Here is a 23,477-nt window from a genome sequence, read left to right on the forward strand (position 1 = left end):
CCAACCGCCCCGCCACACTGAAGTCACCAATAGACATCGCAGTTCCCCCTCCCCGCACCCAACACTAATCGGGAAGCATCCCCAGCACGAGCCCAGCGATGTTCCACGCGTCGTCTGCCCCCGAATGATGCCGCCCCTCGAGCGGCACCCCCGCGACCTCCAACGCCCGCGCCATCCCCGGCCGCCGCTTCAACCCCCGAACCTCGGCGAACCGCGCCTTGGCGTTCCAATGCTCATCGCCGAACGGGTACGCGACTCCAAGCGCCTCACACTGCCGGAGGAACTGCTTGCGGTCGTAGTCTCCCCAACTGGCCCACGGCAGCAGGTCCGTCCGGTACTCCGACATCAACAGCCCACAAGCCTCACCGAACGAAACCCCGCCGTCCACCTGCTTCTGCGTGAGCCCAGTCAGCTCCGTGCAGAAGTCACTGACCCCGGACCGCTCCGGCCGCACCAGGACCTGGTGCTTCGCCAGCCGACGACGGCTGTCGAGGTCGACGACGGTGAGACCGATCTCGATGATCTCGTGCTCTTCCCCCGGCGGCGGATCGCCTTCCCAGCAGGTCGCCTCGACGTCGACGACGTTCAGCAGCCGCACTACAACCAGCCGTTGTCGAGGGCTATGCGGGCGGCTTCGGCTCGGGTGCGGGCGCCGGTTTTGCCGATGGCGCTGGAGAGGTGGTTGCGGACGGTACCTTCGGACAGGTGGAGTTCCTTCGCGATGTCGGCGACGGTACCTCCGTCCCGGGCGGCCCGCAGTACGTCGGACTCGCGGCCCGTCAGCGGACTCGTACCGGCGACCAGCGTCTCGGCGGCGAGTGACGGGTCGACCACGCGCAGCCCCTGGTGCACCCGCCGGACCGCGTCCGCGAGCTGCGTCGCGGGCGTGTCCTTGACGACGAACCCGGCGGCGCCCGCCTCCATCGCGCGACGCAAATACCCAGGACGCCCGAACGTCGTCACCATCAGCACGCGAACCCCGGGTACGGCGGTATGCAACGCGGCGGCGGCCTCGATACCGTCCAGCCCGGGCATCTCCACGTCGAGCAGCGCGACGTCCGGCTGCGAGCTCTTCGCGGCGTCGATCACCTCGTCGCCACGGCCTACCTCGGCCACCACGTCCAGGTCGGGCTCGAGATCGAGCAGGGCGGCCAGCGCGCCACGGACCAGCGCCTGATCGTCGGCGATCAGCAGTCGGATACTCACGGCACCATCCTCACAGCACCATCTTCACAGGCCGACCTTCACCGCGAGCCGGAACCCGCCGCCGGGCGCCTGACCGACCTGTACGCCGGCGTCGGCCTGGTTGGCGCGCTCCCGCAATCCGACCAGCCCGTGGCCCGACGCGCCCCCACCCGGCGTCGGCCCCTTCCCGTCGTCGAGTACCTCGATCTGGTCGGCCGCGATCTTGATCGAGCACCGTTTCGCCCCGGAGTGCCGTACGACGTTCGTCACGCCCTCCCGCACCACCCAGGCGAACAGCTCCCGGTTCTCCTCCGGTACTTCGTCCACCGTCGTCGGCAGGTCCGCCTTGATCTCCGCGGCCTGCAACGCGGCCCGCGCCGATACGAGTTCCCCGGCAAGGCTCAGTTCCCGGTACCCCGCGACCGCTGCCCGTACGTCGGCCAGCGCCGCCCGCGCCAGGCTCTCGACGTCCGCGACCTCCGACGCGGCCCGTTCCGGGTTCGCCGCGATCAGCTTCCCGGCGAGCTCGGCCTTCACCGTGATCACGGTCAGCGAGTGTCCGAGGATGTCGTGCAGGTCCCGCGCGAAACGGTTCCGTTCCTCCTGTACGGCGAGCTCCGCCATGTCCTTGCGGGTCGCGCTCAGCTCGATGCTGCGCTGGATCGCCCGCCGCATCCCGAACACGGCCAGCGCGCCGAGGAAGATCGCGAACCCGTAGCTCCCGTCGTCGGTCCACCCCGGTACGACCCGCATCGACACCTCGGCGCCGAGCAGCAGCGCCGCGACGAACGCGAAGCCGACGCGCAAATCCAGCAACATCATCGCGACCGACCCGATGTAGACCAGGCCGGTGAGCGCGGTCTGCCCGGCGGTCGGAATCATCAGCAGGCAGAGCGCCAGCATCAGGGCCAGGTACGCGCCTTTCTGCCAGCTCGAGAGCAGGTGCTGCCGGGCCATCCGGCGCATCAGCCCGAAGAACCCGAGGTAGCTGGCCGCGAACAGCGCCAGGTTCAGGAACCCGAGGAACTGGACGACACCCTGCTGGCGCTCCGCGATGCTCTGCAAGGGCTGCGCGAGGTAGAACAGCCAGACTCCGGCCGCGAGCCAGCCCCAGCGGCCCGGACCGGCGCCGACACGGTCGGCCACACCGTCCGAGGCGCGGGGGCTGTCGTTGGTCTTCACGATGGTTACGGTAAGCCTTCGGTCAACGCTGGTGCTCAGGCGCGGGCGGTGTCGGCGCGGTACCGGCGCAGCCCGATGAAGCCGAGTACGACGGTCCAGCCGAGCACCACGAGCAGCGCGTGGGTGTCGAGTCCGCTCTGCGTCAGCGCACTGCGCGAGGTCTGACCGGTCCAGTACGCCGGCGTGAGCTGCGCGATGTGCTTCATGATCGAGGGCATCTGGTCGACCGGCAGCCACAGCCCGCCGAACGCCGCGATCAGCATCGTGCTGAGACCGGTGATCGGCTGCACGCTGTCCGGCTTCGCGATGTACCCGATGACCAGGCCGATCGCCGCGAACGGCAGCGCACCGAGCCAGGACACCAACGCGACCGTGATCCACTGGGTGGCGCTCAGGTGCACGTGGCCGAGGATCATCCCGAACAGGAACACCACGATCAGCGGCGGGACCGCCAGCAGCAGGCTGAGGATGACCTTGTTCACGACGTACGCCTGCGGCTTCAGCGGCGTCAGCCGGAGCGTCCGGTTCCAGCCGCCGTCCCGCTCGGCCGCGATCGCGCCGCCGCTGCTCATCGCCGCCGACATCGAGCCGAACATCGCCATACTGACCATCACGTACGCGATCGCGGAGATCCCGCCCTCGCTGGCTTCCTTCGGGATGGTCAGTCCGAAGATCATGAACAGCACCACCGGCATCAGGATCGAGAAGATCATTACCCGGCGGTTCCGCAGCGTCCGGCGGATGTCGAAGATCAGGTAGTCGCGGTTCATGCCAGGGTCTCCTCTTGGGCCGAGCTGATGGCCAGTACGGCGTCCTCGAGGTCCGCCGAGGTCACCTCGATGTCGTGCGCCCTCGTGTTGTCGAGCAGGTACCGCAGGGTGTTGTCGGAGTCCGCGCACTGCAGCAGCACCACTTCGCCGCGGGTCTCGACGTTCCGTACGCCGGGCAGCGACGCCAGCGCGGCGAGGTCGGCTCCGGGTACGGTGGCGCGGATCGTCCGCCCGGACACACTCGCTTTGATCTGCGCAGCGGTGCCGTCGGCAACGACCTTGCCGTGCCGCATCAGGACGACGCGATCGGCGTACGAGTCGGCCTCCTCCAGGTAGTGGGTCGCGAACAGCACGGTCCGCCCGCGGGCGGTCTCCGCGTGCATCGACGCCCAGAAGTCACGCCGCGCCTCGACGTCCATCCCGGTCGTCGGCTCGTCCAGCACGATCAGGTCCGGCTCCGGGATGATCGCCATCGCGAACCGGACCCGCTGCTTCTGCCCGCCGGACAGCCCCTTCATCACGCGGCCGGTGAGATCGGCGATGCCGGCCCGCTCGAGCGCCTCCTGCACGGGCAGCGGGTTCTTGTGCAATCCCGCGACCAGGTTCAGCAGTTCGCCCACCTTCGCGTCCTCGATGATCCCGCCGCTCTGCAACATCACCCCGACCTGCCCCTGGGTGATCGCGTCGGTCGGCGTACCGCCGTACACCTGCACGGTCCCCTGATCCGGCCGCACCAGCCCCAGGAGCATCTCGATCGTGGTCGACTTCCCGGCCCCGTTCGGCCCCAGCAGCGCCACCACCTCGCCGGACCGGATCTCCAAATCCACCCCGGCGACGGCCTGCACATCCCCATACCTCTTGGTCACACCCCGCAGGCTGACCGCAGTCGTTGTCGTCATACCCAAAGCATCCCGGCGCCCGCCGTCCCAGCCCTGGACCACTCGTCACAACCCATCCATGACATCCGTCAGCCCACTCTCAGGGTCCTCCCTCAGGGTCGCTGCAAGGGACCAACCAGTTTGGGGGTGGTGGGTTGGGGTCGGGGGGAGTACGGGTGGAGGGGAGAGGAGTGGTGATGGGGACTTTGACGGTTTGGAAGTTCGGGAGCTGGGACGGGGCCAATCAGGCGATCGGGACGTTGGAGGGATTGGCCAAGGACGGGGTGATTCGGGTGGTTGATGCTGCCTCGGTTTCTTGGCAACCGGAGATGCGGCGGCCTCGGACTCGCCAGGTGCGGAGTTTGACGGGCGTGGGGGCGGTGGGCGGGATGTTTTGGGGGTTGCTGTTCGGGACGGTGTTTCTGGGTCCGGTGGCGGGGGTGGCGTTGGGGGCGGCTGCTGGGGCGTTGGCTGGATCCTTGGTGGATGTGGGGATTGACGACGACTTCATCGAGAGCGTGCGGGATCAGGTGACGCCGGGGACTTCGGCGTTGTTCTTGCTGTCCAGTGATGAGGACACGGAGAAGATCCGGGACACCTTTCGGGCTACTGGATTGCGGGCACGGTTGATTCAGTCGAATCTGTCTGCTGAGCAGGAGGCAGCAATCCACGAACTGTTCGCGGATTGAGGACCAGCCTTGTTTTCAAGGGATGTCGGGATGGGAGGACACGAAGTTGCGGTAGGCCGTGTACGGCGGGTCCAGTGGGGTGCCGTCGGGTTCGGTGAGGCCCCACTGGGTGCCGCCGTCCAGTTCGTAGAACATCGATGACAGGAATCCCTCAGTGGTCCGCGCCGCGCGGAACTCGGCCAGTTGGGTCTGGAGGTACGACGCGCGATGCGTCGTGCCCTGGTTGGGATCCGAGTTCCACTCCGACAGCACGAACGGCTTGCCGTACCGCGCCTTGACATACACCGGCAGGTTGAACGACGGCCCGGCCCCATCCGTCCCGATATGGAAGATATCGCCGTCGCCCTCGTAGTTGTGCCACGTCGTCAGATCCCAGCGAATCTGTGGATAACCGCCCGATCCGTCGGGCTGCAGGCCGTCCCACAGCGCGTCCGCGGCGCCGACATCGGAGTTGCAGAAGTTGATCCCGCACAACGCCGACGGCTGGACCGTCTTCACGCCGTCGATCAGGCCCTTCATGAAGCCGCGCATGATCGGCCAGTTCGTGTTGTTGAAGTCGATCGCCTTGGTGCCGGCGTCGGCCTTGTGGTCGGGCAGGATGATGTACGGGTCCCGCGTCAACTCGTTGCCGCACTCGTACATCGTGACGCCGTGCGGCACGAAGGCCTGAGCCACCTCCGTGCTGATCGAGCGGGCCGCGTAGTACGCGTCGGACTCGTTGCTATAGGCAAGCGCACCGTTGCTGTCGCGAAGGCCGGCGTCGATCACCGGGAACGTGTGCAGACCGGCGCCGTTCAGATAGCTTGCGATGCTCGCGGCCGCGCCGATCGTGCTTGAGTCAGCACCGGTGTTCACCCGGAAGACGGTCGTCCCGAGGTCGGACATCCGAAGTGCGATCGTGGCCGGCGAGAGCGCCGTGTCGTGGTGCCCGTTGACCCCGTACATCAGTCCCGCCGGCGCGGACAGCGCGATCCGGGGATCGGTGCATGGGCGCCAGACGTCATTGAGTACGACGTACCACTGGCCGCCGGTGCCGCAGTGGTAGACCATCCCGCCGTACCAGAGCAGGACCGAGACGTTGTACGTGTTCCCGACCGTGCCGCCGTTGCGGTAGATGACGCCGCCGGACACGGTCCAGACGTTGCCGCCGTTGTCGGTGATCGAGGTGGCCGACGGGATCGTCGTGCCGTCGGGGGAGGCGTTGGGCGAGTCGCCGAGGGAGACGGCCGCGGCGGGCAGGCCGGCCGCGAGGGCGATGGAGCTGACCGCACCGCCGAGGAACAGGCGGCGGGAGACGGGTGCGTTCATGCGATGACTCCTCAGGCCGATGCGCAATCGTGTGCGCAATCAGACTCGCGGTCGGTCCCGACCGAGTCAAGAGCTCGGCGTCAACCCGTTGACAAGGTTGTCTCGGCAGTCCTAACGTCCCCGTTCATCAGCCATTTCGAGCGTGAACGACGGAGTCCTCGTGAAGATTCGCCCGCTCTCGGCAGGGCTTGCCCTTGTGGTGCTCTGCGCAATCGCTACCCCACCAACCGTGCAAGCACTTTCGCCGGTCGCCGTCGGCAGCACGGCGCCGACCGGCTGCACCCCGGCCGCGGCCAATCCGACCACCGACAACGTCACCGACTACCGGCTCGACACGAACGTGACGGCGCCCGGCCGCTGGTCGTACCAGGCGATCAACGGCGACGCCACCAGCCTGCTGAACAAGGGCGGCTCGGGGGCGTTCGCGGCCGACGAGTGGGCCGCCGACGTGAAGAAGCCGGAGCACGCCTGGTTCGTGAAGGCCGACGGCTCGATCGGTACCGACTACCGCGCGATCTCCGAGACCTACACGGTCGCCGACCAGGCCGACGGGAAGACCGTGCACGTCCGCGGCTCGTTCAGCTCGCCCGGCGGCCGCTTCCGCGTACTGCTGGCGCACGACGGTGACGCGACGAAGACCGCCGGACCGTTCACCGAGCTGTATACGTATTCAGGTACGGCGGCCTCGTTCGACCTGAACCTCGTCGCGTCCAAGGGCGACGACATCCTGTTCGTCAGCGACCAGGTCAGCACCTGGTGGGTGCCCGGGAAGCTGAAGGCCTCGATCACGACCGAGCTCGCACCGGAAACGGCCGCCGCCACCGCGACGCCCGGCCCGGGCGCGGTCACCAAGGGCACCAACGTGCAGCTGAGCAGCTCGACCCCGAACGCGTGCATCACCTACACCACCGACGGCACCGACCCGAGCACGTCGACCACCGCCCAGCCGTACACAGGCCCGATCGCGATCACCGCCGACACCGACCTCAAGGCAATCGCCGCCGCGACCGGTGATGCGCCGAGCGTCGTCGCCGACCTGCCGTTCGTACTCAACGAACCGTTCCGCGCGTTCGCGGGTGAGAACCAGGGCACCCAGACCGGACTCGTCGCCGGCATGCAGTGGGACCGGATGGACTTCGACTGGGGCTCCGTCGAACCCTCGAAGGGCCAGGTCGACAAGGCCGCGATCGCCGAGTACGTGCGACAGTTCACGGTCGCGAAAGCGCACGGCATCACGATCCTCCCGGTCCTCGCGTACACGGCCGGCTGGGCCGCGAACCGTACCGGCTACTCGTACGACTTCCACGGCAAGACGTACGAGTACGGCGCCGTCACGTCCGAGAACAACGGCCAGTTCACCCGCAACCTCACCGTGAAACAAGGCGGCAAGGTCCTGTCCTCGAAGGACGTGCAGACGAGCATCGGCCGGACGCCGCCGCAGAACCCCGACGACTGGAAGAGCTTCGTCAAGCTGGCCGTCGACACGCTGAAACCGCTCGGCATCACGTACTTCCAGATCTGGAACGAGGCGTACCCCGGCTCCGGGTTCTGGGAAGGCGGCATGGATCAGTACATGACCGACATCCATCTCCCGGCCGTCAAGGTGCTGCACGACAACGGCGTCAAGGCCGTGTACGGCGGGTGGATCTGCGGCGCGCCGCTCAGCGAGTACATCGCGCTGCTCGACAAGTACAAGGCCTGGCAAGGCATCGACGTGTTCGACATGCACTACATGCCGATCGGCACCATGCAGACGATCTACGCGGCGGCGCAGAAGCGCGGCGTCAAGGAGCCGGCCGTCTGGCAGACCGAGATCGGCTTCACCACCGAGGACAAGTTCGTCGCCGACATCTACCCGCGCGCGTTCCACTGGGCGCTGAGCAAGGGCGGCAACGACCTCAACCGTTTCAAGCTCCTGTACTTCGCCGAGTGGGCGCCGGACGACCCGAACGCGTTCGGGTACAACCGGACGCTGCGCAACGGCGACAACCTGAGTGCCAAGGGCAAGACACTGACCACGCTGGCCGGTCTGCTCCGCGGCGCCAAGGCGGAGACGTACGACAACTTCACCACCACACCTGAGCTCCAACCCGAGCTGAACGAGGCGTTGTCCACCGCGAACGGCTTCCGCCTGGACGACAAGCACGTCGTGCTGGCGATCGACCTGAAGCGGCAGAACCAGGCAGACATCTTCGAGGACCCGAACACCGGTGACACCATCCACCTGAACTTCGGTACGCCGACGATGACGGTCACGTTCCGGGACGTCCGCAACGTCAAGTCGCTGGAACGCGTCGACCTGTACGGGAACCGTACGCCGCTGCAGTGGAAGAGCATCGGCCAGAACCAGATCCAGGCCGAGGTGCCGATCATCGACCCGGACGAGACGGTGAAGGCGCTCAACCAGACCGAGAACGAGGACGTGTTCTACCTGTCCCTGCAGCAGAACTAGAAGGCGAGCACCTTCAGCCAGTCCTCCTCCAGTAGCGCGTGCCCGCCGGGCCGGATGTGGTACCCGATCCCATCCGGCCCGAACGCGGGCCGCGCCGCTTCGACGGCCAGGCGCTCGCCTTCCGGATCGGCCCACGCATCGTCCTCCGCGCTGCAGACGTACACCCGGCGCGGGGCGATGCTCGCCAGCAGTTGGTGCTGATCCACGGGCAGTTCGTCCTCCCTCCCGGCGTACTGCGCGAACGACGGGACGAACCAGTGCGGGAACCTCCTGGTGATCGCCTCGATGTCCTCACCGCCGGGGTGCCGGAACAGCGCGGCGCCGCAGCAACCGGACTCGTTCGACGCGGTCACCGTGATGCGTTCGTCCAGTACGCCGGCCCACAGCGCGGCCTTGCCCAACCGGGAATGCCCGAGCGCGACCGTCTTCGTGAGGTCGATCCGGTCGACGGTCGCGGCGATGTCGAGCAGGCGGGACAGACCCCACGCCCAGGCCGCCACGGCACCCCAGGTCTCCTCGGGGAACAGCCCGCGAACGCCGGGCGACGGCGGATTCGGGTCGTCCGGCTCGATCTCGCGGTAGTCGGCGGTGAGTACGGCGTACCCGGCCTGCGCGATCTTCTGGTACGGGAAGCTGGACGCGTCCCAGCCGCTGACCGGGCTGAGTGTCTGGTCGTTGCCGTTGAAGTTCAGGATCACTACGACCGGAGCGGCGTTCACGCCGGACGGAAGGTGCAGGAGCGTGTCGAACTCGAGGTTGCCGAGCGGGCACGCGACGGTGGCACGATGCCGGAAGCGGTCCGCGGCACCGTCGAGCACGCCTTCCTCGCGGGACTGCAGGGCCAGCTCGCTGAGCTTGCCCCCGTCCGGCGTACGGCCGTAGATCGTGCGGGTGAACTCCTCGACGACGTCCGGTCCGAGCGGCGGCAACTGCATCGGGCACTCCGATCCCTCAGCGCAAGTATTTTCACCACCCATTCTCCCCGTTAGACCGCGTTCCTGCGCAACTGTTTACACTCTGACCAGGAATTGAGGAGGAGCGATGGTGAAGCGGGCCAGCATGAGTGACGTCGCGCGGGTTGCGGGCGTTTCGCTGACCACTGCGTCGCGCGCGCTGAACGGGGTCGGCCGGGTGTCCGCGGAGACCCGCGCGCGGGTGATCGAGACCGCGGAGCGGCTGCAGTTCCAGCCGGACATGCTCGCACGCTCGTTCGTCACCGGCCGGAGCTTCATCGTCGGCGTCCTCGCCGAGTCCGCGCTCGGCCGGTTCAGCATGCCGCTGATCATGGGTGCCACCAACTACCTCGGCCGGGAGAACATCGCCACCGTCACCCTCGACGCCCAGGGCACGCCGCGGATCCTGAACGAGTATCTGAAACGCCTGCGCGCCCGCCGGATCGACGGGCTGCTGGTCGTCGGCGACGACCCGAACCGCGCGAGCCTCGTACTGTCCGAGGACTTCGCCGTACCGGTGGTGTTCGCCTCCTCGTCCGCGACGCCGGAGACCGACTACGTGGTCGCGCCGGACAACCGCGGCGCCGGTCAAGCGGCTGCGGAACACCTGATCGGGTTGGGGCGCCGGCACATCGCGCATGTCACTGCGGCGGTGCACGATCCGGCGGTGGACGCCCGGGTGGAGGGATTCACCGCCGCGATGGAGTCGGCCGGGATGCCGATCGCGATGGGCGGACCGCTGTACGGCAGCTATCTGCAGCGCTGGGGCATGGATGCCGGCGAGCGCATCCTCGACAGCGGGAAACCGGTCGACGCGATCTTCGCGGCGAACGACGAGATCGCGATCGGCCTGTTCGCGACGTTCCACCGGCACGGCATCCGCGTCCCGGACGACATCGCGATCATCGGGTACGACAACCGCTTGGCCGGCGTGATGCGCCCCGACGATCCGCTCAGCACCTTCGACCCCGAGCTCACCACGGTCGGCGAACGCGCCGCGGAACGACTGCTGGACGTGATCGGCGGTACGAACACCCCTGGCATCACCTACGTGCAACCCCGCTTCGTCGAGGGCCGCTCGACAACCGGACCGACCTTGGAACCATACGACGTCCTCTGACGAGCTCGCATCACCAGAGTTTGTCGATGGGTCCTGGGTAGAGGGTCGAGCTGCATCAGGTGGTCTTGAGGGTGTGGAGGCCTTGCCAGAGAAGGGTTCGGAGGATGTCGGCTACCTTCTCGGGAGGTGGGGGGTTGGGGGAGCGGGTGCGCCAGATCGCGAGGCGTTCGGTGGCGCCGGAGATGCTCTGGGCAACGATCTGGACTTCTTCCTCGTCGACGGGGCGGTCGGCGGGGACGTTCATCCGGACCATCGTGGCGATCAGCTCGATGAAGGCCGCGCGTACCTCGTCCGTTGCCTCGGCGGCAGGGCCGGCGCTCAGCATGCCCTCGTCGACCAGCACCGACCATGCCTGCGGGTGTTCGTCGAGGAAGCGGAACCAGGCCAGGAAGCCGGCGTACAACGCGTCCTCCGCATCGGCCGCCGCCATCACGGCATCGGCGACCGTCTCCAGCAACTGACCGCGGAGCCGCGCCAGGCACGCGAGGAACAGTCCGTCCTTCGACCCGTAGTACTGGTAGATGAGCGGCTTCGACACCCCGACCTGCGCCGCGACGTCGTCCATCGAGGTGCCCTGGTACCCACGCTCCCCGAAGATCCGCTCCGCCGCCTCGAGGATCTCGCGCTCACGGGCGGCCCGGTCGCGGCGGCGTTTCGGAACGGTGGTGGACGTCACTTGCGCAGTCTAACTGACTCCGAGTAACTTACTTGGAGTAAGTTCCGCTGACCAGGAGGCCCAGGATGAGCGAGCAGCACCGGATCGTGGTGATCGGTACCGGGTTCGCGGGGATCGGGATGGCGGTCCGCCTGAAGCAGGCCGGGTACGACGACTTCGTGGTCCTGGAGCGCGCCGCCGACGTCGGGGGCACCTGGCGGGACAACACCTACCCGGGCTGCCGATGCGACGTACCTTCGCACCTGTACTCGTTCTCGTTCGCGCCCAACCCCGAGTGGTCGTCGACGTTCTCGCCGCAGCCCGAGATCGAGGACTACCTGCGCAAGGTGACCGACGACTTCGGCGTCCGCCCGCACATCCGCTTCGGTCACGCCGTCGAGTCGGCGCACTGGGCCGACGGCAAGTGGCGGATCACGACCAGTCAGGGCGAGTTCACCGCGGACGTCCTGCTGTCCGGCATGGGCCCGCTCGCCGAGCCGTCGTACCCGAAGCTGCCCGGCATCGAGGACTTCGAGGGTGAGGTGTTCCATTCCGCCCGCTGGAACCACGACCTGAACCTCAGTGGCCGCAAGGTCGCCGTGATCGGCACCGGCGCCTCGGCGATCCAGTTCGTGCCGGCGATCCAGCCGGAGGTCGAGGAACTGCACCTGTTCCAGCGGACTCCGCCGTGGGTGATGCCGCGGCCGGACCGGAAGATCTCCACGGCCGAGAAGGCGGTCTACCGGCGTTTTCCCCTTGCACAGAAGGCGATGCGGGCCGCCATCTACTGGGGTCGCGAGTCCATGGTGCTCGGGTTCGCGAAGCTGCCGTCGATCATGAAGCAGGCGCAGAAGGTGGCCGAGAAGCACCTGGCACACCAGGTCCGCGACCCACTGCTGCGCGCCAAGTTGACGCCGGACTTCACCCTCGGCTGCAAGCGCGTCCTGATCTCCGACGACTACTACCCGGCGCTCGCCCGGCCGAACGTCGAGGTCGTGACCGACGGGATCGCCGAGGTCACCCCGACCGGCATCGTCACCACCGACGGCGTGAAGCACGAGGTCGACACGATCATCTACGGCACCGGCTTCAAGGTCACCGACCTGCCGGTGATGGACATGGTGCACGGCCGCGACGGCCTCTCCCTCCGCGAGGCGTGGGCCGACGGCATGGAAGCCCATCTCGGTACGGCGATCAACGGCTTCCCGAACTTCTTCATGCTGATCGGCCCGAACACCGGCCTCGGGCACAGCTCGATGGTGTTCATGATCGAGTCGCAGATCGCGTACATCGTCGACGCGCTCCGGACCATGGACTCCCACGGCCTCAAGCAGGTCGAGGTACGCCGGGACGTACAGCGCGCGTTCGTCGACGGGGTCCGGTCGTCGATGCGCAACACGATCTGGACGCGTGGCGGCTGCACCAGCTGGTACCTCGACTCCGAGGGCCGCAACACCACGCTCTGGCCGTCGTTCACGTTCCGGTTCCGCCAGCTGACCCGACGCTTCGACGCCTCGGAGTACCAGACCCTCGCCGCGGACCGTCCCGGGGCGCTGCCGCAAAAGTGAGGCCCGGAGAACCCCCTGCGGTTCCCCGGGCCTCTCGTTCCCCGTTGGTTCAGGCGACGCCGTTGGTTCAGGCAGCCAGTGCCGGCTCGTAGGTGCCGCTCAGGCGGAGCAGGTCGTCGCTGGTGACCAGCCGGGCCAGCTCGGCACAACCGGCGGCGAGGGCGGACTCCAGGGTCGGCCAGGCATCGACGCACCAGTACGGATCGTCGGGCTGCCGGTCGTTGTCGTCATCGATGTCGGCGCACCAGCCGCCGGTACGGACATGGTGGACGTGGAGTCGGAGCTTCATGGCGGAAACGGCTTTCAGAAGGGGAGCTTGCGGCCGGACGGCGTCCGGAGGTCGAGGGTCTGGTTCTGCGTCTGCCGGCGCGTCGTGCTGGTGCTCGGCCGCCGCCGGATCTGGATCTGGCGCATCCTCTTGCTCCTGCCTCGGGTGTCGTCCTGGTAGCAATACGCTCCCGCATGAGGCCCGGTTCACACATGCGGAGGATTACCTACCTGGTACCCGAGCTGTCCCCTAGCGAGTCCCCAGGGGACGCCTGAGGGTCGCCCTACCCCGCGGAGGGCAGTTCCTTGGGGTTGAGCCCGAGCTCCTCGTACGCGACCTCTTCGATCTCGCGGGCCATCGCCTCGCGGAACGCCGCGACCAGCGCCTGGCCGGCCAGCGGGATGATGCCTTCGAGGGTGCGCTGGATCTCCGGCCAGCCCTCGGCCGGCATCCCGGCGTTGGTGAAGTCGCGCCAGACCGTCGAGCGGAACAGTTCGACGTACGTCTTGGCGACCGCGTCGGCCTGCGCGAACAGCTTCGGCAGCATCTCGAAGATCGCCTGCATAGGCACCCCGAGCTTGATCACCTCGAGCCCGGTCCGCAGCAGGTCCGGGTTCCGGATCCGCAACCGGCCGTCCTCCAGCCGCTCCGCGATGCCCAGCTCGACGATCTGCTCGATCACCGCCGGATCGTGCGGTACGCCGGCCCGCTCGGCCAGCTGGAACTCGTCGAGCTCCTCCGGCTCGGCGGGCGTCCAGGGGTTCACCAGCGTCTCGAACACGCCGAGTGCGAGTTCGCCGTCGGGCAGTTCGCCCATCATCCGCTCGACCGCAGCCAGCGTGTAGCCCTTGTCGAGCAGTTCGCGGACCAGCGTCAGGCGGGCCACGTGGTCGCGGCCGTAGTACCCGGTCCGGCCGACCAGGCGCGGCGGCGCGATCAGCCCGCGCCCGGCGTACGCGCGCACGTTCCGGACCGTCATGCCCACCTTCGCGGCAAGCTGGTCGACAGTGAGCTCCTCTTCCACCCTTGACAGTCTTCCAGACGCAACGATACATAGTTAATGTAACATCAAGCATGTAAGGAGACCGCAGGGCGATCGCTTCCGGCAGAGGATCGGGACGGCGCACGTGAGCGTCGCCGACGAACGGGAACTGGAGAGCGCGTGACGATCGAGTTGGAACGCTCCGGGGTCACCACCTCGGACGGCGTACGGCTGAACGTCGAGGTGACCGGCCCGGCCGACGCGCCGGTGACGGTGCTGTTGGTGCACGGCTGGACGTGTTCGACCCGGTCCTGGCACAACCAGGTCGAGGGGTTGCCGCAGATCCTCGGACGCGACGCCGTACGGGTCGTGACGTACGACCACCGCGGTCACGGGCGTTCGGACGCCGCGCCCGCGGGATCCACCCGGCTGGAGCAGTTGGCCGACGACCTGGTCACGGTCCTCGACGAGGTCGTCGGTGACGGCCCGGTCGTGTACGCCGGCCACTCGATGGGCGGCATGACGCTGATGGCCGCTGCCGACCAGTACCCGGAGCTCTTCGGCCCCCGCATTCGCGCGGCCGCCCTGGTCAGTACGACCTCAGGCCACCTCACCGAAGGCGCCCTCGGCATCCCCGCTCGCTTCGACCCAACCGCCGCCCGAATCGCCCCGCGCATCCTCAACGCGGTGGGCCGCAGGATCGACCGCCGAGCGGCGGCTCAGGCGGCGGCTGAGGCGGCGGAGGTTGCCGGGCGGGCGGCGGAACGGGCTCGGGTCGCTGGTGACGTGCGGTCCGCGGCGCGGTTGGCGCAGGTTGCGCGTCGTGCGGGCGCTCTCGCGGCGCGGTTGCAGCGGCCCGCGCTGAAGCAGGTGGTGTTCGGGAAGAACGCGGATCCGGCCGAGGTGGACCTGTTCATGGAGGACCTGGCCGTCGTACCGGGTCCGTCGTACGGCGGCTTCTTCGAGACGATGCTCCAGCACGACCGCGGGCACGCACTGAAGGTCCTCGACCAACTGCCGGTGGAGATCATGCACGGCACCCGCGACCGTCTTCTCCCGCCCCGGCACGCGAACCGGATCGCCGCCGAACTCCCCACCGCCCGCCTCTGGCTCTACCCCGGCGCCGGCCACATGCTCATGCAAGAACGCCCCCGCGACGTCACCCACCGTCTGGCCTCTCTCGCTCGCAAGGCCTCCGCCTGAGAGTCGCATCACGGCCGGGTACGTCGTACTCGCCTACGCTCGACGCCGTGCAGAACCTTCTCTCGGATGTCGTGGTGGTGGACCTGACCCGTGCGCTGGCCGGGCCGCATGCGGCGATGATGCTGGGGGATCTCGGGGCGCGGGTGATCAAGGTCGAGACGCCGAACGGCGGGGACGACAGCCGCGGGTGGGGGCCGCCGTTCGTGAACGGCGAGTCGACGTACTACCTGTCCGCGAACCGGAACAAGGAGTCGGTGACCGCCGACCTGAAGTCCGCGGACGGCAAGGAGTTTCTCGCCAAGCTGGTGCGGAAGGCCGACATCCTGATCGAGAACTTCCGGCCGGGCGTACTCGACCGCCTCGGGTTCGGGAACGAGCGGCTGCACGAACTCAACCCCGGCCTGGTGATCCTGTCGATCACCGGCTTCGGGCACGACGGACCTGAGGGTGGCCGCGCCGGGTACGACCAGATCGCCCAGGGCGAGGGCGGTCTGATGAGCATCACCGGCGAGACCGAGCCGACGAAGGTCGGCGCCCCGATCTCCGACCTGCTGGCCGGGATGTACGGCGCGTACGGTGCGCTGGCCGCGCTGCACGAGCGGTCGATCACCGGGAAGGGACGGGTCGTCCGCACCAGCCTGCTCGCGTCGGTCGTCGGTGTGCACGCGTTCCACGGGACGAAGTGGACGGTGGCGCACGAGCTTCCCGAGCGGGTCGGCAACCACCACGCACAGATCGCGCCGTACGGGCTCTACCGCACCCGCGACGACATCGTCCAGGTGGCGGTCGGCAGCGAAGGTCTGTGGCGCCTGTTCGCGCCGGTCGTCGGGCTCGACCCGGACGACCATCGCTTCGCGACCAACCCGGACCGGGTCGCGCACCGCGACGAACTGACCGCCGCGATCGAGACCGCCTTCGCCGGGGATTCGGCCGACGTCTGGCTGGAACGCCTTGCGGACAAGGGGATTCCGGCCGGTAAGGTCCGTGACTTCCAGCAGGTCTACGACTGGGAGCAGACCCGTTCCCAAGGCCTGCTCATCGACGTCGAGCACCCGACCTTGGGCACTATCCAGCTCCCCGGCCCACCGCTCCGCTTCGACGACAACCCGTACGCCGGCGCCCGCGAAACCAACCTCCCACCACCCCGCCTGGGCGAGCACAACGAGTCGGTCAGAGCCTGGCTCGACGACTAGTCATGCACTTTACGTACGTAATCTCGGGGCATTACCAGTGACGTGAGAGGATCACCCGCGTGACTGCATTGCCGAGTGTTTCGTACTCCATCACCGTTCGCCTCGAGGTGCCCGCGGGTGGCTCGACGGTGAGCAAGCTGACGACCGCGGTCGAGCAGGCCGGCGGTCTGGTCACCGCGCTCGACGTGACCGCGTCCGGCCACGAGCGGCTGCGGATCGACGTCACCTGTGCCGCGGCCGACACCGAGCACGCCGGCCGCCTGGTCGAGGCGATGCGCGCCGTACCGGGCGTCGAGATCGGCCGGGTCTCGGACCGGACGTTCCTGATGCACCTCGGCGGCAAGATCTCGATGGAGGCCAAGCACCCGATCCGCAACCGCGACGACCTCTCGATGATCTACACCCCGGGCGTCGCGCGGGTCTGCCTGGCGATCGCGGCCAACCCGGACGACGCCCGCCGGCTGACGATCAAGCGCAACAGCGTCGCGGTCGTCACCGACGGCTCGGCGGTGCTCGGTCTCGGCAACATCGGCCCGAAGGCCGCGCTGCCGGTGATGGAGGGCAAGGCCGCGCTCTTCAAGCGGTTCGCCGGAATCGACGCCTGGCCGTTGTGCCTGGACACCCAGGACCCGGACGAGATCGTCTCGATCGTGAAGGCAATCGCGCCGGGCTTCGCGGGCATCAACCTGGAGGACATCTCCGCGCCGCGCTGCTTCGAGATCGAGGCGCGGCTGCGCGAGGAACTCGACATCCCGGTCTTCCACGACGACCAGCACGGTACGGCGGTGGTCGTGCTGGCGGCGCTGTACAACGCGTTGCGCGTGGTCGGCAAGGACATCAGCAACGTCCGTGTAGTGCTGTCCGGTGCCGGCGCGGCCGGTACGGCGATCCTCAAGCTGCTGCTCGCCGCCGGGGTCAAGGACACGTGCGTCGCGGACATCGGCGGGGTCATCCACCCGGACCGCGACGGCCTGTCGCCGGAGCTGCGCTGGATCGCGGAGAACACCAACGCGGCCAAGTACAGCGGCGACCTGAAGGGTGCGCTCTCCGGTGCCGACGTGTTCATCGGTGTCTCCGCGCCGAACATCCTGGACGGCGCGGACATCGCCACGATGAACGAGGACGCGATTGTGTTCGCGCTGGCGAACCCGACGCCCGAGGTCGACCCGACCGAGGCCGGCGAGCACGCGGCCGTGGTGGCCACCGGCCGGAGCGACTACCCGAACCAGATCAACAACGTGCTGGTCTTCCCGGGCGTCTTCCGTGGTCTGCTCGACGCACAGTCCTCGAAGGTCTCGGTCGACATGGAGCTGGCCGCCGCGCGAGCGCTGGCCGGCGTGGTCACCGACGAGGAGCTGAACGCGACGTACATCGTGCCCAGCGTCTTCCACCCGGAGGTGCACACCCGGGTCGCGCACGCGGTCCGGGACGCGGCCGGCGGCAAGGCACCGGCGCACGAGAACTTCCCGGACGACGCGCCGGCGCTGTGACTCCTGCATGACGACAACGACGGAAACCCGGTCCCGCGCCGGGATCTGGGTCTGGCGGATCGCCTTCGTCGCCGCGGTGGCGCTGCAGCTGTACGGCGTCTACGCGCCGCGCGAGGCCGGTCCGAACCTCGGCATCCCGCAGATCGACAAGGTCGCGCACGCGTTCCTGTTCGGCGCGGTGGCGTTCACCGGGCTGAAGGCCGGCTTGCCCGCGCGCTGGTTGCTCGGGGCACTGGCCGCGAACGCGGTGGTCAGCGAACTCGTGCAGCACTGGTTCCTGCCGCAGCGCGACGGCGACCCGTTCGACACACTCGCGGACCTCGCCGGGGTCGCGCTCGGCGCCTGGCTCGCGACGGTCGACTGGCTGCGCGCACCTCGGCGTACGTCGTGACGCCTCGCCGTACGCCATGATGGAGGTATGACGGTCTCGACCCTGACCGGTTCGCTGCTGGTGGCGACCCCGTTGCTCGACGAGCCGCCGTTCCGCCGGTCGGTGATCCTGCTGCTGGACCACGACGACGACGGCGCGCTCGGGGTGGTGGTGAACCGTGCCGCAGACCTGTCCGTGGACCGGGTGCTGCCGAACTGGTCGTCGGCCGTCGACGAACCGGGCGTGCTGTTCATGGGCGGCCCGGTCGGTACCGACAGCGCGCTCGCGGTTGCCGAGGTGGCCGGCGACATCAACCCGCCGGGCTGGCGGGAGTGCTTCGGGCGGATCGGGCTGGTCGACCTCGACGTACCGCCGGAGCTGCTCGCGGGCGCGATCACCCGGATGCGGATCTTCGCCGGGTACGCCGGCTGGTCCAGCGGGCAGCTGGAGGGCGAGATCGCCGAGGGCGCCTGGTACGTCGTGGAGTCCGAACCGGCGGACGTGTTCGGCCACGACCCGGACACGCTCTGGCGACGGGTGCTCCGCCGCCAGACCGACCAGATGGCCTACGTGTCGACGTACCCGGACGACCCGTCCCAGAACTGACCGGGGTGCTGCCGGCTACTCGTCGCCGTCGTCGTCGCCCGGGTTGAGCGAGTCCCAGATCTCCTTGCACTCGGGGCAGACCGGGAACCGCTGCGGGTCGCGGCTGGGCACCCACACCTTGCCGCAGAGCGCGACCACCGGCGTGCCCATCACCATCGCCTCGGTCAGCTTGTCCTTCGGCACGTAGTGCGAGAACCGCTCGTGATCACCAGGCTCCGCCGGCGCCGTCTGGGCCCGCTCGTCGACAACCGTCTCCGCGCCGGGGGTCAGCTGAGTACTCATACCCCCGAGTGTAGGACGTGTCACCAGCCGACCCGGAACTTTTCCACAGCTTCGGGATTCCCGGGGCAACCCGGGGCAGATCGCGGCACCTTCTCTGGCGTGACCGACCGAAGGAGGCAGTATGAGTGCTGTGGAACCCATCCCGACCGGCAACCCGTGGCTGGAGCCGCCGGGTGCGCCGCTGACGAGAGCCGATCTCGATCGAATGCCCGATGACGGCCGCCGGCACGAGCTCGTCGACGGAGTGCTGCTCGTGACCCCGGCGCCGGCCATCCGGCACCAGATCATCGCCGGCAACCTCAACGACGTTCTCAGGCGGGCCTGCCCGGCCGAGTTCCTGGTGCTGTTCGCGCCGGTCGACGTGGTGCTGGCGGCGGACACCGTGCTGGAGCCGGATCTCGTGGTCGCTCCGAGGGATGCATTCACCGAGCGTGATCTCCCGGGGCCGCCGCTGCTCGCCGTCGAAGTGTTGTCGCCCAGCACAAGGCGCTTCGACGTGATGGTGAAGTTCTCCCGGCTCGAGGCCGCCGGGTGCCCGGCGTACTGGGTGGTGGATCCCGACACGCCGAGTCTGATCGCCTGGGAACTGCAGGACGGTGCATACGTGCAGGTCGCGAAGGCCACCGGGGACGAGGCGGCGCACCTGACGAGCCCGTTCGAGGTGACGGTGGTGCCTGCGGATCTGCTCTCGTAACCGATCTCGGGTAACCTTCCTGCCCGGCACACTGTCGACCTTCGGGGGAGTAGCTGTCTGTGGATTCGCACGTGCCGGCCAATCCTGCTGTCCTGCCACCGGCCTATCCGGACCGCGCAGCGTGGGGTACCGCGAGCAAGCTGCGAGCCTGGCAGGCCGAGGCGCTTCAGCAGTACCTGGACACCAACCCGCGGGACTTCCTCGCGGTCGCGACGCCGGGCGCCGGTAAGACGACGTTCGCGCTGACCGTGGCCGCCGAGCTGCTGCAGCGGCGGCTGATCGAGCGGATCACCGTGGTGACGCCGACCGAGCACCTCAAGGTGCAGTGGGCCGAGGCGGCGGACCGGGCCGGGATCGCCATCGACCCCGCCTTCGCCGGGCGCCGCGGGAAGACCAACAAGGACTACCAGGGCGTCGCGGTGACGTATGCCGGGGTCGCGGTGAACCCGCTGGCCTTCCGGGTCCGTACCGAGCGGTTCAAGACGCTGGTCATCCTCGACGAGGTGCACCACGGCGGCGACGCGCTGAGCTGGGGTGAGGGCGTCCGCGAGGCGTTCGAGCCCGCCACGCGCCGGCTCTGCCTGACCGGGACACCGTTCCGCAGCGACGACAACCCGATTCCCTTCGTCACGTACGAGGAGGGTCACGACGGCGTCGCCCGGAGCAAGGCGGACTACACCTACGGGTACGGTCATGCCCTCCGCGACCACGTCGTCCGTCCCGTCATCTTCATGTCGTACTCCGGCGAGATGCGCTGGCGGACCAAGGCCGGCGACGAGGTCGCGGCGCGGCTCGGCGAGCCGCTGACCAAGGACCTGACGGCGCAGGCGCTGCGGACCGCGCTCGACCCGGCCGGCGAGTGGATGGGCGCCGTGCTCGCGGCCGCCGACAAGCGGCTGACCGAGGTCCGCCGGCACATGCCGGACGCCGGTGCGCTGGTGATCTCGGGCGACCAGAACACCGCCCGCGCGTACGCCAAGACCCTCCGCGAGCTCACCGGCGAGGCGCCGACGGTCGTCCTGTCCGACGAGAAGGCGGCGAGCAAGAAGATCGCCAAGTTCTCCGAGGACAACTCGCGCTGGATGGTCGCGGTCCGGATGGTGTCCGAGGGTGTCGACGTACCGCGGCTGGCGGTCGGGGTGTACGCGACGCCGACCTCGACGCCGCTGTTCTTCGCGCAGGCCGTCGGGCGGTTCGTCCGGGCCCGCAAGCGCGGTGAGACGGCCTCGGTGTTCGTGCCGTCGGTGACCCGGCTGCTCGGGTTCGCCGCCGAGATGGAGGTCGAGCGCGACCACGTCCTCGGCCGGAAGAACAGCAACGACGGCGGCGACATCTTCGCGCTCGAGGACGACCTGCTGAAGCAGGCGAACCAGACCGAGGGCGCGAGCGACGAGCTCGAGGGCAACTTCGAGGCGCTCGGCTCGGACGCCAGCTTCGACCGCGTGGTGTTCGACGGCGGCGACTACGGCACCGGCGGCGAGAACGCGTCGGACGAGGAGTTGGACTTCCTCGGCCTGCCCGGTCTGCTGGAGCCGGACCAGGTCCGCGAGCTGCTGCACAAGCGGCAGCAGAAGTCGCTGGCCGCGCAGAAGAAGTCGCAACGCTCGACCAGCGATCGCGAGGACCCGACACCGACCGAGCTGGCCACGCACGAGCAGATCTCATTGCTGCGGCGTGAGCTCAACGGCCTGGTCGCTGCCTGGCATCACCGCACCGGTCAGCCGCACGGCGTGATCCACAACGAGCTGCGCCGCAAGCTGGGCGGCCCGGCGGCGGCGCACGCGTCGTCGATCCAGTTGAAGGAACGGATCGAGCTGATCCGCGACTGGGCGACGCAGCGCCGCGCCTGACAACTCAGGGTTTGCTGGTCAGTTCCTGCGTGCCGATCACGTCCAGGAGGCGGATCGCCTGATCGGACGGCGATCCGGGCTCGGCCGTATAGAGCACGACGCGCTGATCGCGTTCGGGCACCACGAGCACCTCACAGATGACGTCGATCCGGCCGACCTGCGGGTGGTAGATCGTCTGGCACAGCGACTGCTGCCGGCCGACTTCGTGCCGTGCCCAGATCTCCGCGAACTCCGGACTGCCGGCCCGCAGATCGGCGACCAACCGGGCGAGCTCTGGGTCGTCGGGGTACGTGCTGGTCGCCGCGCGTAGATCGGCCGCCGCCTCGCGGGCGAACTCCCGCGTGGCCTCCTCGCCGAACAGCTCCACCTGCCGGTCGGTCAGGAACCGCAACCGCAGCAGGTTCCGCTCCCGCGGAGGGAGCGCGGAGAAGTCCGTGATCAACGCGGCCGCCAGCGGATTCCACGCGAGGACGTCGTACTTTGCGTCCAGGACCAGCCCCGGTACGTCGAGGCGCGCGAGCATCCGCAGTACTCCGGAACGCACGTCCGACGGGGGTCCGGGTGGTGGCGCCGGCTGCTCGCCGGCCAGCCGGAACAGGTGGGCGCGCTCGTCATCCGACAGCCGTAGCGCGCGGGCCAGACCGGTGAGGACCGGGCGGGACGGGCGCGGACCGCGGGCCTGTTCGAGGCGGGTGTAGTAGTCCGTCGACATGGTCGCGAGGCTTGCGACCTCCTCGCGGCGGAGACCGGGCGTACGGCGGCGCAGTCCGGCGGGGAGTCCTACGTCGGACGGTTGCAGCGCTTCCCGCCGTACTCGGAGGAACTCCGCCAGCCCTTCGCGATCCACCGTCCCAGGATCGCAGGGCCGCTCGCCGGTATCCAGGGAGTGCCGGTCCCAGGGTCGGCTCGCTCTGCCTCGCGCGGCGCGGGAGCCGGAGGGTTGACGGCATGAACACGAACAAGATCGCGCTCGTCACGGGCGCCAACAAGGGCATCGGCAAGGAGATCGCGCGGCAGCTGGGAGCGCTCGGGTTCACCGTGCTGGTCGGATCGCGGGACGCCGAGCGTGGAGCGGTCGCGGCGAAGGAACTGGTTGCCGAGGGCCACGATGCGGTCGTGCTGCCGTTGGAGGTGACGTCTGCCGAGTCGGTCGCCGCTGCCGCCGCTACGGTCGAGGCTGCATATGGGCGGCTCGACGTACTGGTGAACAACGCCGCGATCATCCCGGCGGGGGACGGGCCGGTGTCGGAGGTGGCGAGCGACGTACTGCGGTCCGCGTTCGAAACCAATGTGATCGGCCTGGTCGCGGTGACGCGGGCCTTCCTGCCGCTGCTGCGCAAGGCGCCAGCCGCGCGGGTGGTGAACCTCTCGACGTCGCTGGCGTCGTTCGCGCAGGTCGGCGACCCGGACTCACGAATGTCGACGGTGACGACCCTCGGCTACAACTCATCGAAGGCGGCCGCGAACATGGTCACCGTAATGCTCGCCAACGAACTCCGCGACACAGGCATCCTCGTCAACGCCGCCGACCCAGGCAACTGCGCCACCGACATGGGCGGCTGGAACGCCCCCCGCACTCCCGCAGAGGGCGCCGCCGTCGCAGTCACCCTGGCAACCCTCGACAAGAACGACCCAACCGGCCACGTCTACGCAGAAGAAGGCCGCCTACCCTGGTAACCACCCAACCCCCGGCCCGCGTCACCCCCACGCCCTGACACCAAACCCTCCGCCCCGCACCCAGAGCGCCCCAACCGATGAAGCCGGGCGCCGCGGGGTGGT

Annotated in this window: 24 protein-coding genes; 12 read left to right on the forward strand and 12 right to left on the reverse strand. The window is 68.7% G+C overall.

The genetic code is table 11. The features are described 5' to 3' along the window. Window positions 1-64 precede the first annotated feature (64 nt). The 5 genes from FB475_RS24010 to FB475_RS24030 are packed head-to-tail and all read right to left on the reverse strand — an operon-like array spanning window position 65 to window position 4,036. Window positions 65-598, reverse strand: coding sequence for a 3'-5' exonuclease (locus tag FB475_RS24010; protein WP_238332375.1), 534 nt, complete (start codon window positions 596-598; stop codon window positions 65-67). Next, window positions 598-1,206 (reverse strand): response regulator transcription factor, encoded by a 609-nt coding sequence (locus FB475_RS24015; protein ID WP_141858822.1) that lies wholly within the window; start codon window positions 1,204-1,206, stop codon window positions 598-600. Before FB475_RS24015 ends, FB475_RS24010 begins: the two co-directional genes overlap by 1 nt. 24 nt (window positions 1,207-1,230) lie before the next feature. After that, window positions 1,231-2,367 carry a sensor histidine kinase gene (locus tag FB475_RS24020; RefSeq protein ID WP_141858823.1) on the reverse strand — a complete coding sequence of 379 codons (1,137 nt, stop codon included), beginning with the start codon at window positions 2,365-2,367 and terminating at the stop codon, window positions 1,231-1,233. A 35-nt stretch (window positions 2,368-2,402) separates the two neighbouring features. Beyond that, complete coding sequence (locus tag FB475_RS24025) at window positions 2,403-3,137, reverse strand: ABC transporter permease (RefSeq protein WP_141858824.1); 735 nt, start codon at window positions 3,135-3,137, stop codon at window positions 2,403-2,405. Then, entirely contained in the window at window positions 3,134-4,036 is a 903-nt protein-coding gene (locus FB475_RS24030; protein WP_141858825.1) for an ABC transporter ATP-binding protein, read from the reverse strand. The genes FB475_RS24025 and FB475_RS24030 overlap by 4 nt, the downstream gene beginning before the upstream one ends. Window positions 4,037-4,212: 176 nt before the next feature. Here FB475_RS24030 and FB475_RS24035 point away from each other — a divergent pair, with 176 nt between their 5' ends. Continuing rightward, entirely contained in the window at window positions 4,213-4,704 is a 492-nt protein-coding gene (locus tag FB475_RS24035) for a DUF1269 domain-containing protein (protein WP_141858826.1), read from the forward strand. Between the two features lie 15 nt (window positions 4,705-4,719). Here FB475_RS24035 and FB475_RS24040 read toward each other — a convergent pair whose 3' ends face one another. After that, window positions 4,720-6,012, reverse strand: coding sequence for a hypothetical protein (locus FB475_RS24040; protein ID WP_141858827.1), 1,293 nt, complete (start codon window positions 6,010-6,012; stop codon window positions 4,720-4,722). A 229-nt stretch (window positions 6,013-6,241) separates the two neighbouring features. Between FB475_RS24040 and FB475_RS24045 the strand changes: the two genes are divergently transcribed. After that, window positions 6,242-8,464 carry a chitobiase/beta-hexosaminidase C-terminal domain-containing protein gene (locus tag FB475_RS24045; protein ID WP_185759408.1) on the forward strand — a complete coding sequence of 741 codons (2,223 nt, stop codon included), beginning with the start codon at window positions 6,242-6,244 and terminating at the stop codon, window positions 8,462-8,464. Here the strand turns inward: FB475_RS24045 and FB475_RS24050 are convergent. After that, the gene (locus FB475_RS24050) at window positions 8,461-9,399 is read right to left on the reverse strand and encodes a glucuronyl esterase domain-containing protein (protein ID WP_141858829.1); all 939 of its coding nucleotides are present in this window, start codon (window positions 9,397-9,399) and stop codon (window positions 8,461-8,463) included. The genes FB475_RS24045 and FB475_RS24050 overlap by 4 nt on opposite strands. Before the next feature lie 106 nt (window positions 9,400-9,505). Between FB475_RS24050 and FB475_RS24055 the strand changes: the two genes are divergently transcribed. Next, on the forward strand, window positions 9,506-10,537 hold the full coding sequence (locus FB475_RS24055) for a LacI family DNA-binding transcriptional regulator (protein WP_141858830.1): 1,032 nt from the start codon (window positions 9,506-9,508) through the stop codon (window positions 10,535-10,537). 55 nt (window positions 10,538-10,592) lie between these two features. Here FB475_RS24055 and FB475_RS24060 read toward each other — a convergent pair whose 3' ends face one another. Further along, the gene (locus FB475_RS24060; protein WP_141858831.1) at window positions 10,593-11,213 is read right to left on the reverse strand and encodes a TetR/AcrR family transcriptional regulator; all 621 of its coding nucleotides are present in this window, start codon (window positions 11,211-11,213) and stop codon (window positions 10,593-10,595) included. Window positions 11,214-11,278: 65 nt separating this feature from the next. Here FB475_RS24060 and FB475_RS24065 point away from each other — a divergent pair, with 65 nt between their 5' ends. Next, on the forward strand, window positions 11,279-12,760 hold the full coding sequence (locus FB475_RS24065) for a flavin-containing monooxygenase (protein WP_141858832.1): 1,482 nt from the start codon (window positions 11,279-11,281) through the stop codon (window positions 12,758-12,760). A 67-nt stretch (window positions 12,761-12,827) separates the two neighbouring features. Here the strand turns inward: FB475_RS24065 and FB475_RS24070 are convergent, their stop codons facing one another. Both FB475_RS24070 and FB475_RS24075 read right to left on the reverse strand, forming a co-directional pair. Beyond that, on the reverse strand, window positions 12,828-13,049 hold the full coding sequence (locus FB475_RS24070; protein WP_141858833.1) for a hypothetical protein: 222 nt from the start codon (window positions 13,047-13,049) through the stop codon (window positions 12,828-12,830). Between the two features lie 262 nt (window positions 13,050-13,311). After that, window positions 13,312-14,052 (reverse strand): MerR family transcriptional regulator, encoded by a 741-nt coding sequence (locus tag FB475_RS24075; RefSeq protein WP_238332376.1) that lies wholly within the window; start codon window positions 14,050-14,052, stop codon window positions 13,312-13,314. Between the two features lie 138 nt (window positions 14,053-14,190). Here FB475_RS24075 and FB475_RS24080 point away from each other — a divergent pair, with 138 nt between their 5' ends. From FB475_RS24080 to FB475_RS24100, 5 genes are read left to right on the forward strand one after another with little or no spacing between them, the layout of a single operon-like run. After that, on the forward strand, window positions 14,191-15,213 hold the full coding sequence (locus tag FB475_RS24080) for an alpha/beta fold hydrolase (RefSeq protein WP_238332377.1): 1,023 nt from the start codon (window positions 14,191-14,193) through the stop codon (window positions 15,211-15,213). 47 nt (window positions 15,214-15,260) lie between these two features. Then, complete coding sequence (locus FB475_RS24085; protein WP_141858834.1) at window positions 15,261-16,406, forward strand: CaiB/BaiF CoA transferase family protein; 1,146 nt, start codon at window positions 15,261-15,263, stop codon at window positions 16,404-16,406. A gap of 59 nt (window positions 16,407-16,465) precedes the next feature. Then, entirely contained in the window at window positions 16,466-17,896 is a 1,431-nt protein-coding gene (locus tag FB475_RS24090; RefSeq protein ID WP_141858835.1) for an NAD-dependent malic enzyme, read from the forward strand. A 7-nt stretch (window positions 17,897-17,903) separates the two neighbouring features. Beyond that, complete coding sequence (locus tag FB475_RS24095) at window positions 17,904-18,287, forward strand: VanZ family protein (RefSeq protein WP_141858836.1); 384 nt, start codon at window positions 17,904-17,906, stop codon at window positions 18,285-18,287. Between the two features lie 27 nt (window positions 18,288-18,314). Beyond that, complete coding sequence (locus FB475_RS24100; protein WP_141858837.1) at window positions 18,315-18,872, forward strand: YqgE/AlgH family protein; 558 nt, start codon at window positions 18,315-18,317, stop codon at window positions 18,870-18,872. 15 nt (window positions 18,873-18,887) lie between these two features. On the opposite strand, the gene FB475_RS24105 is transcribed toward FB475_RS24100, so the two are convergent. After that, window positions 18,888-19,154, reverse strand: coding sequence for a DUF3039 domain-containing protein (locus FB475_RS24105; RefSeq protein WP_141858838.1), 267 nt, complete (start codon window positions 19,152-19,154; stop codon window positions 18,888-18,890). Window positions 19,155-19,275: 121 nt separating this feature from the next. On the opposite strand from FB475_RS24105, the gene FB475_RS24110 reads away from it, so the two are divergent. After that, the gene (locus FB475_RS24110; protein ID WP_141858839.1) at window positions 19,276-19,848 is read left to right on the forward strand and encodes a Uma2 family endonuclease; all 573 of its coding nucleotides are present in this window, start codon (window positions 19,276-19,278) and stop codon (window positions 19,846-19,848) included. Between the two features lie 59 nt (window positions 19,849-19,907). Continuing rightward, the gene (locus FB475_RS24115; protein ID WP_141858840.1) at window positions 19,908-21,698 is read left to right on the forward strand and encodes a DEAD/DEAH box helicase; all 1,791 of its coding nucleotides are present in this window, start codon (window positions 19,908-19,910) and stop codon (window positions 21,696-21,698) included. 4 nt (window positions 21,699-21,702) lie between these two features. Here FB475_RS24115 and FB475_RS24120 read toward each other — a convergent pair whose 3' ends face one another. After that, window positions 21,703-22,545 carry a helix-turn-helix transcriptional regulator gene (locus FB475_RS24120; protein ID WP_141858841.1) on the reverse strand — a complete coding sequence of 281 codons (843 nt, stop codon included), beginning with the start codon at window positions 22,543-22,545 and terminating at the stop codon, window positions 21,703-21,705. A 101-nt stretch (window positions 22,546-22,646) separates the two neighbouring features. Between FB475_RS24120 and FB475_RS24125 the strand changes: the two genes are divergently transcribed. Then, on the forward strand, window positions 22,647-23,375 hold the full coding sequence (locus FB475_RS24125) for an SDR family NAD(P)-dependent oxidoreductase (RefSeq protein ID WP_141858842.1): 729 nt from the start codon (window positions 22,647-22,649) through the stop codon (window positions 23,373-23,375). The last annotated feature ends 102 nt before the right edge of the window (window positions 23,376-23,477 follow it).

The organism is Kribbella jejuensis (assembly GCF_006715085.1).
Classification (GTDB): Bacteria; Actinomycetota; Actinomycetes; order Propionibacteriales; family Kribbellaceae; genus Kribbella; species Kribbella jejuensis.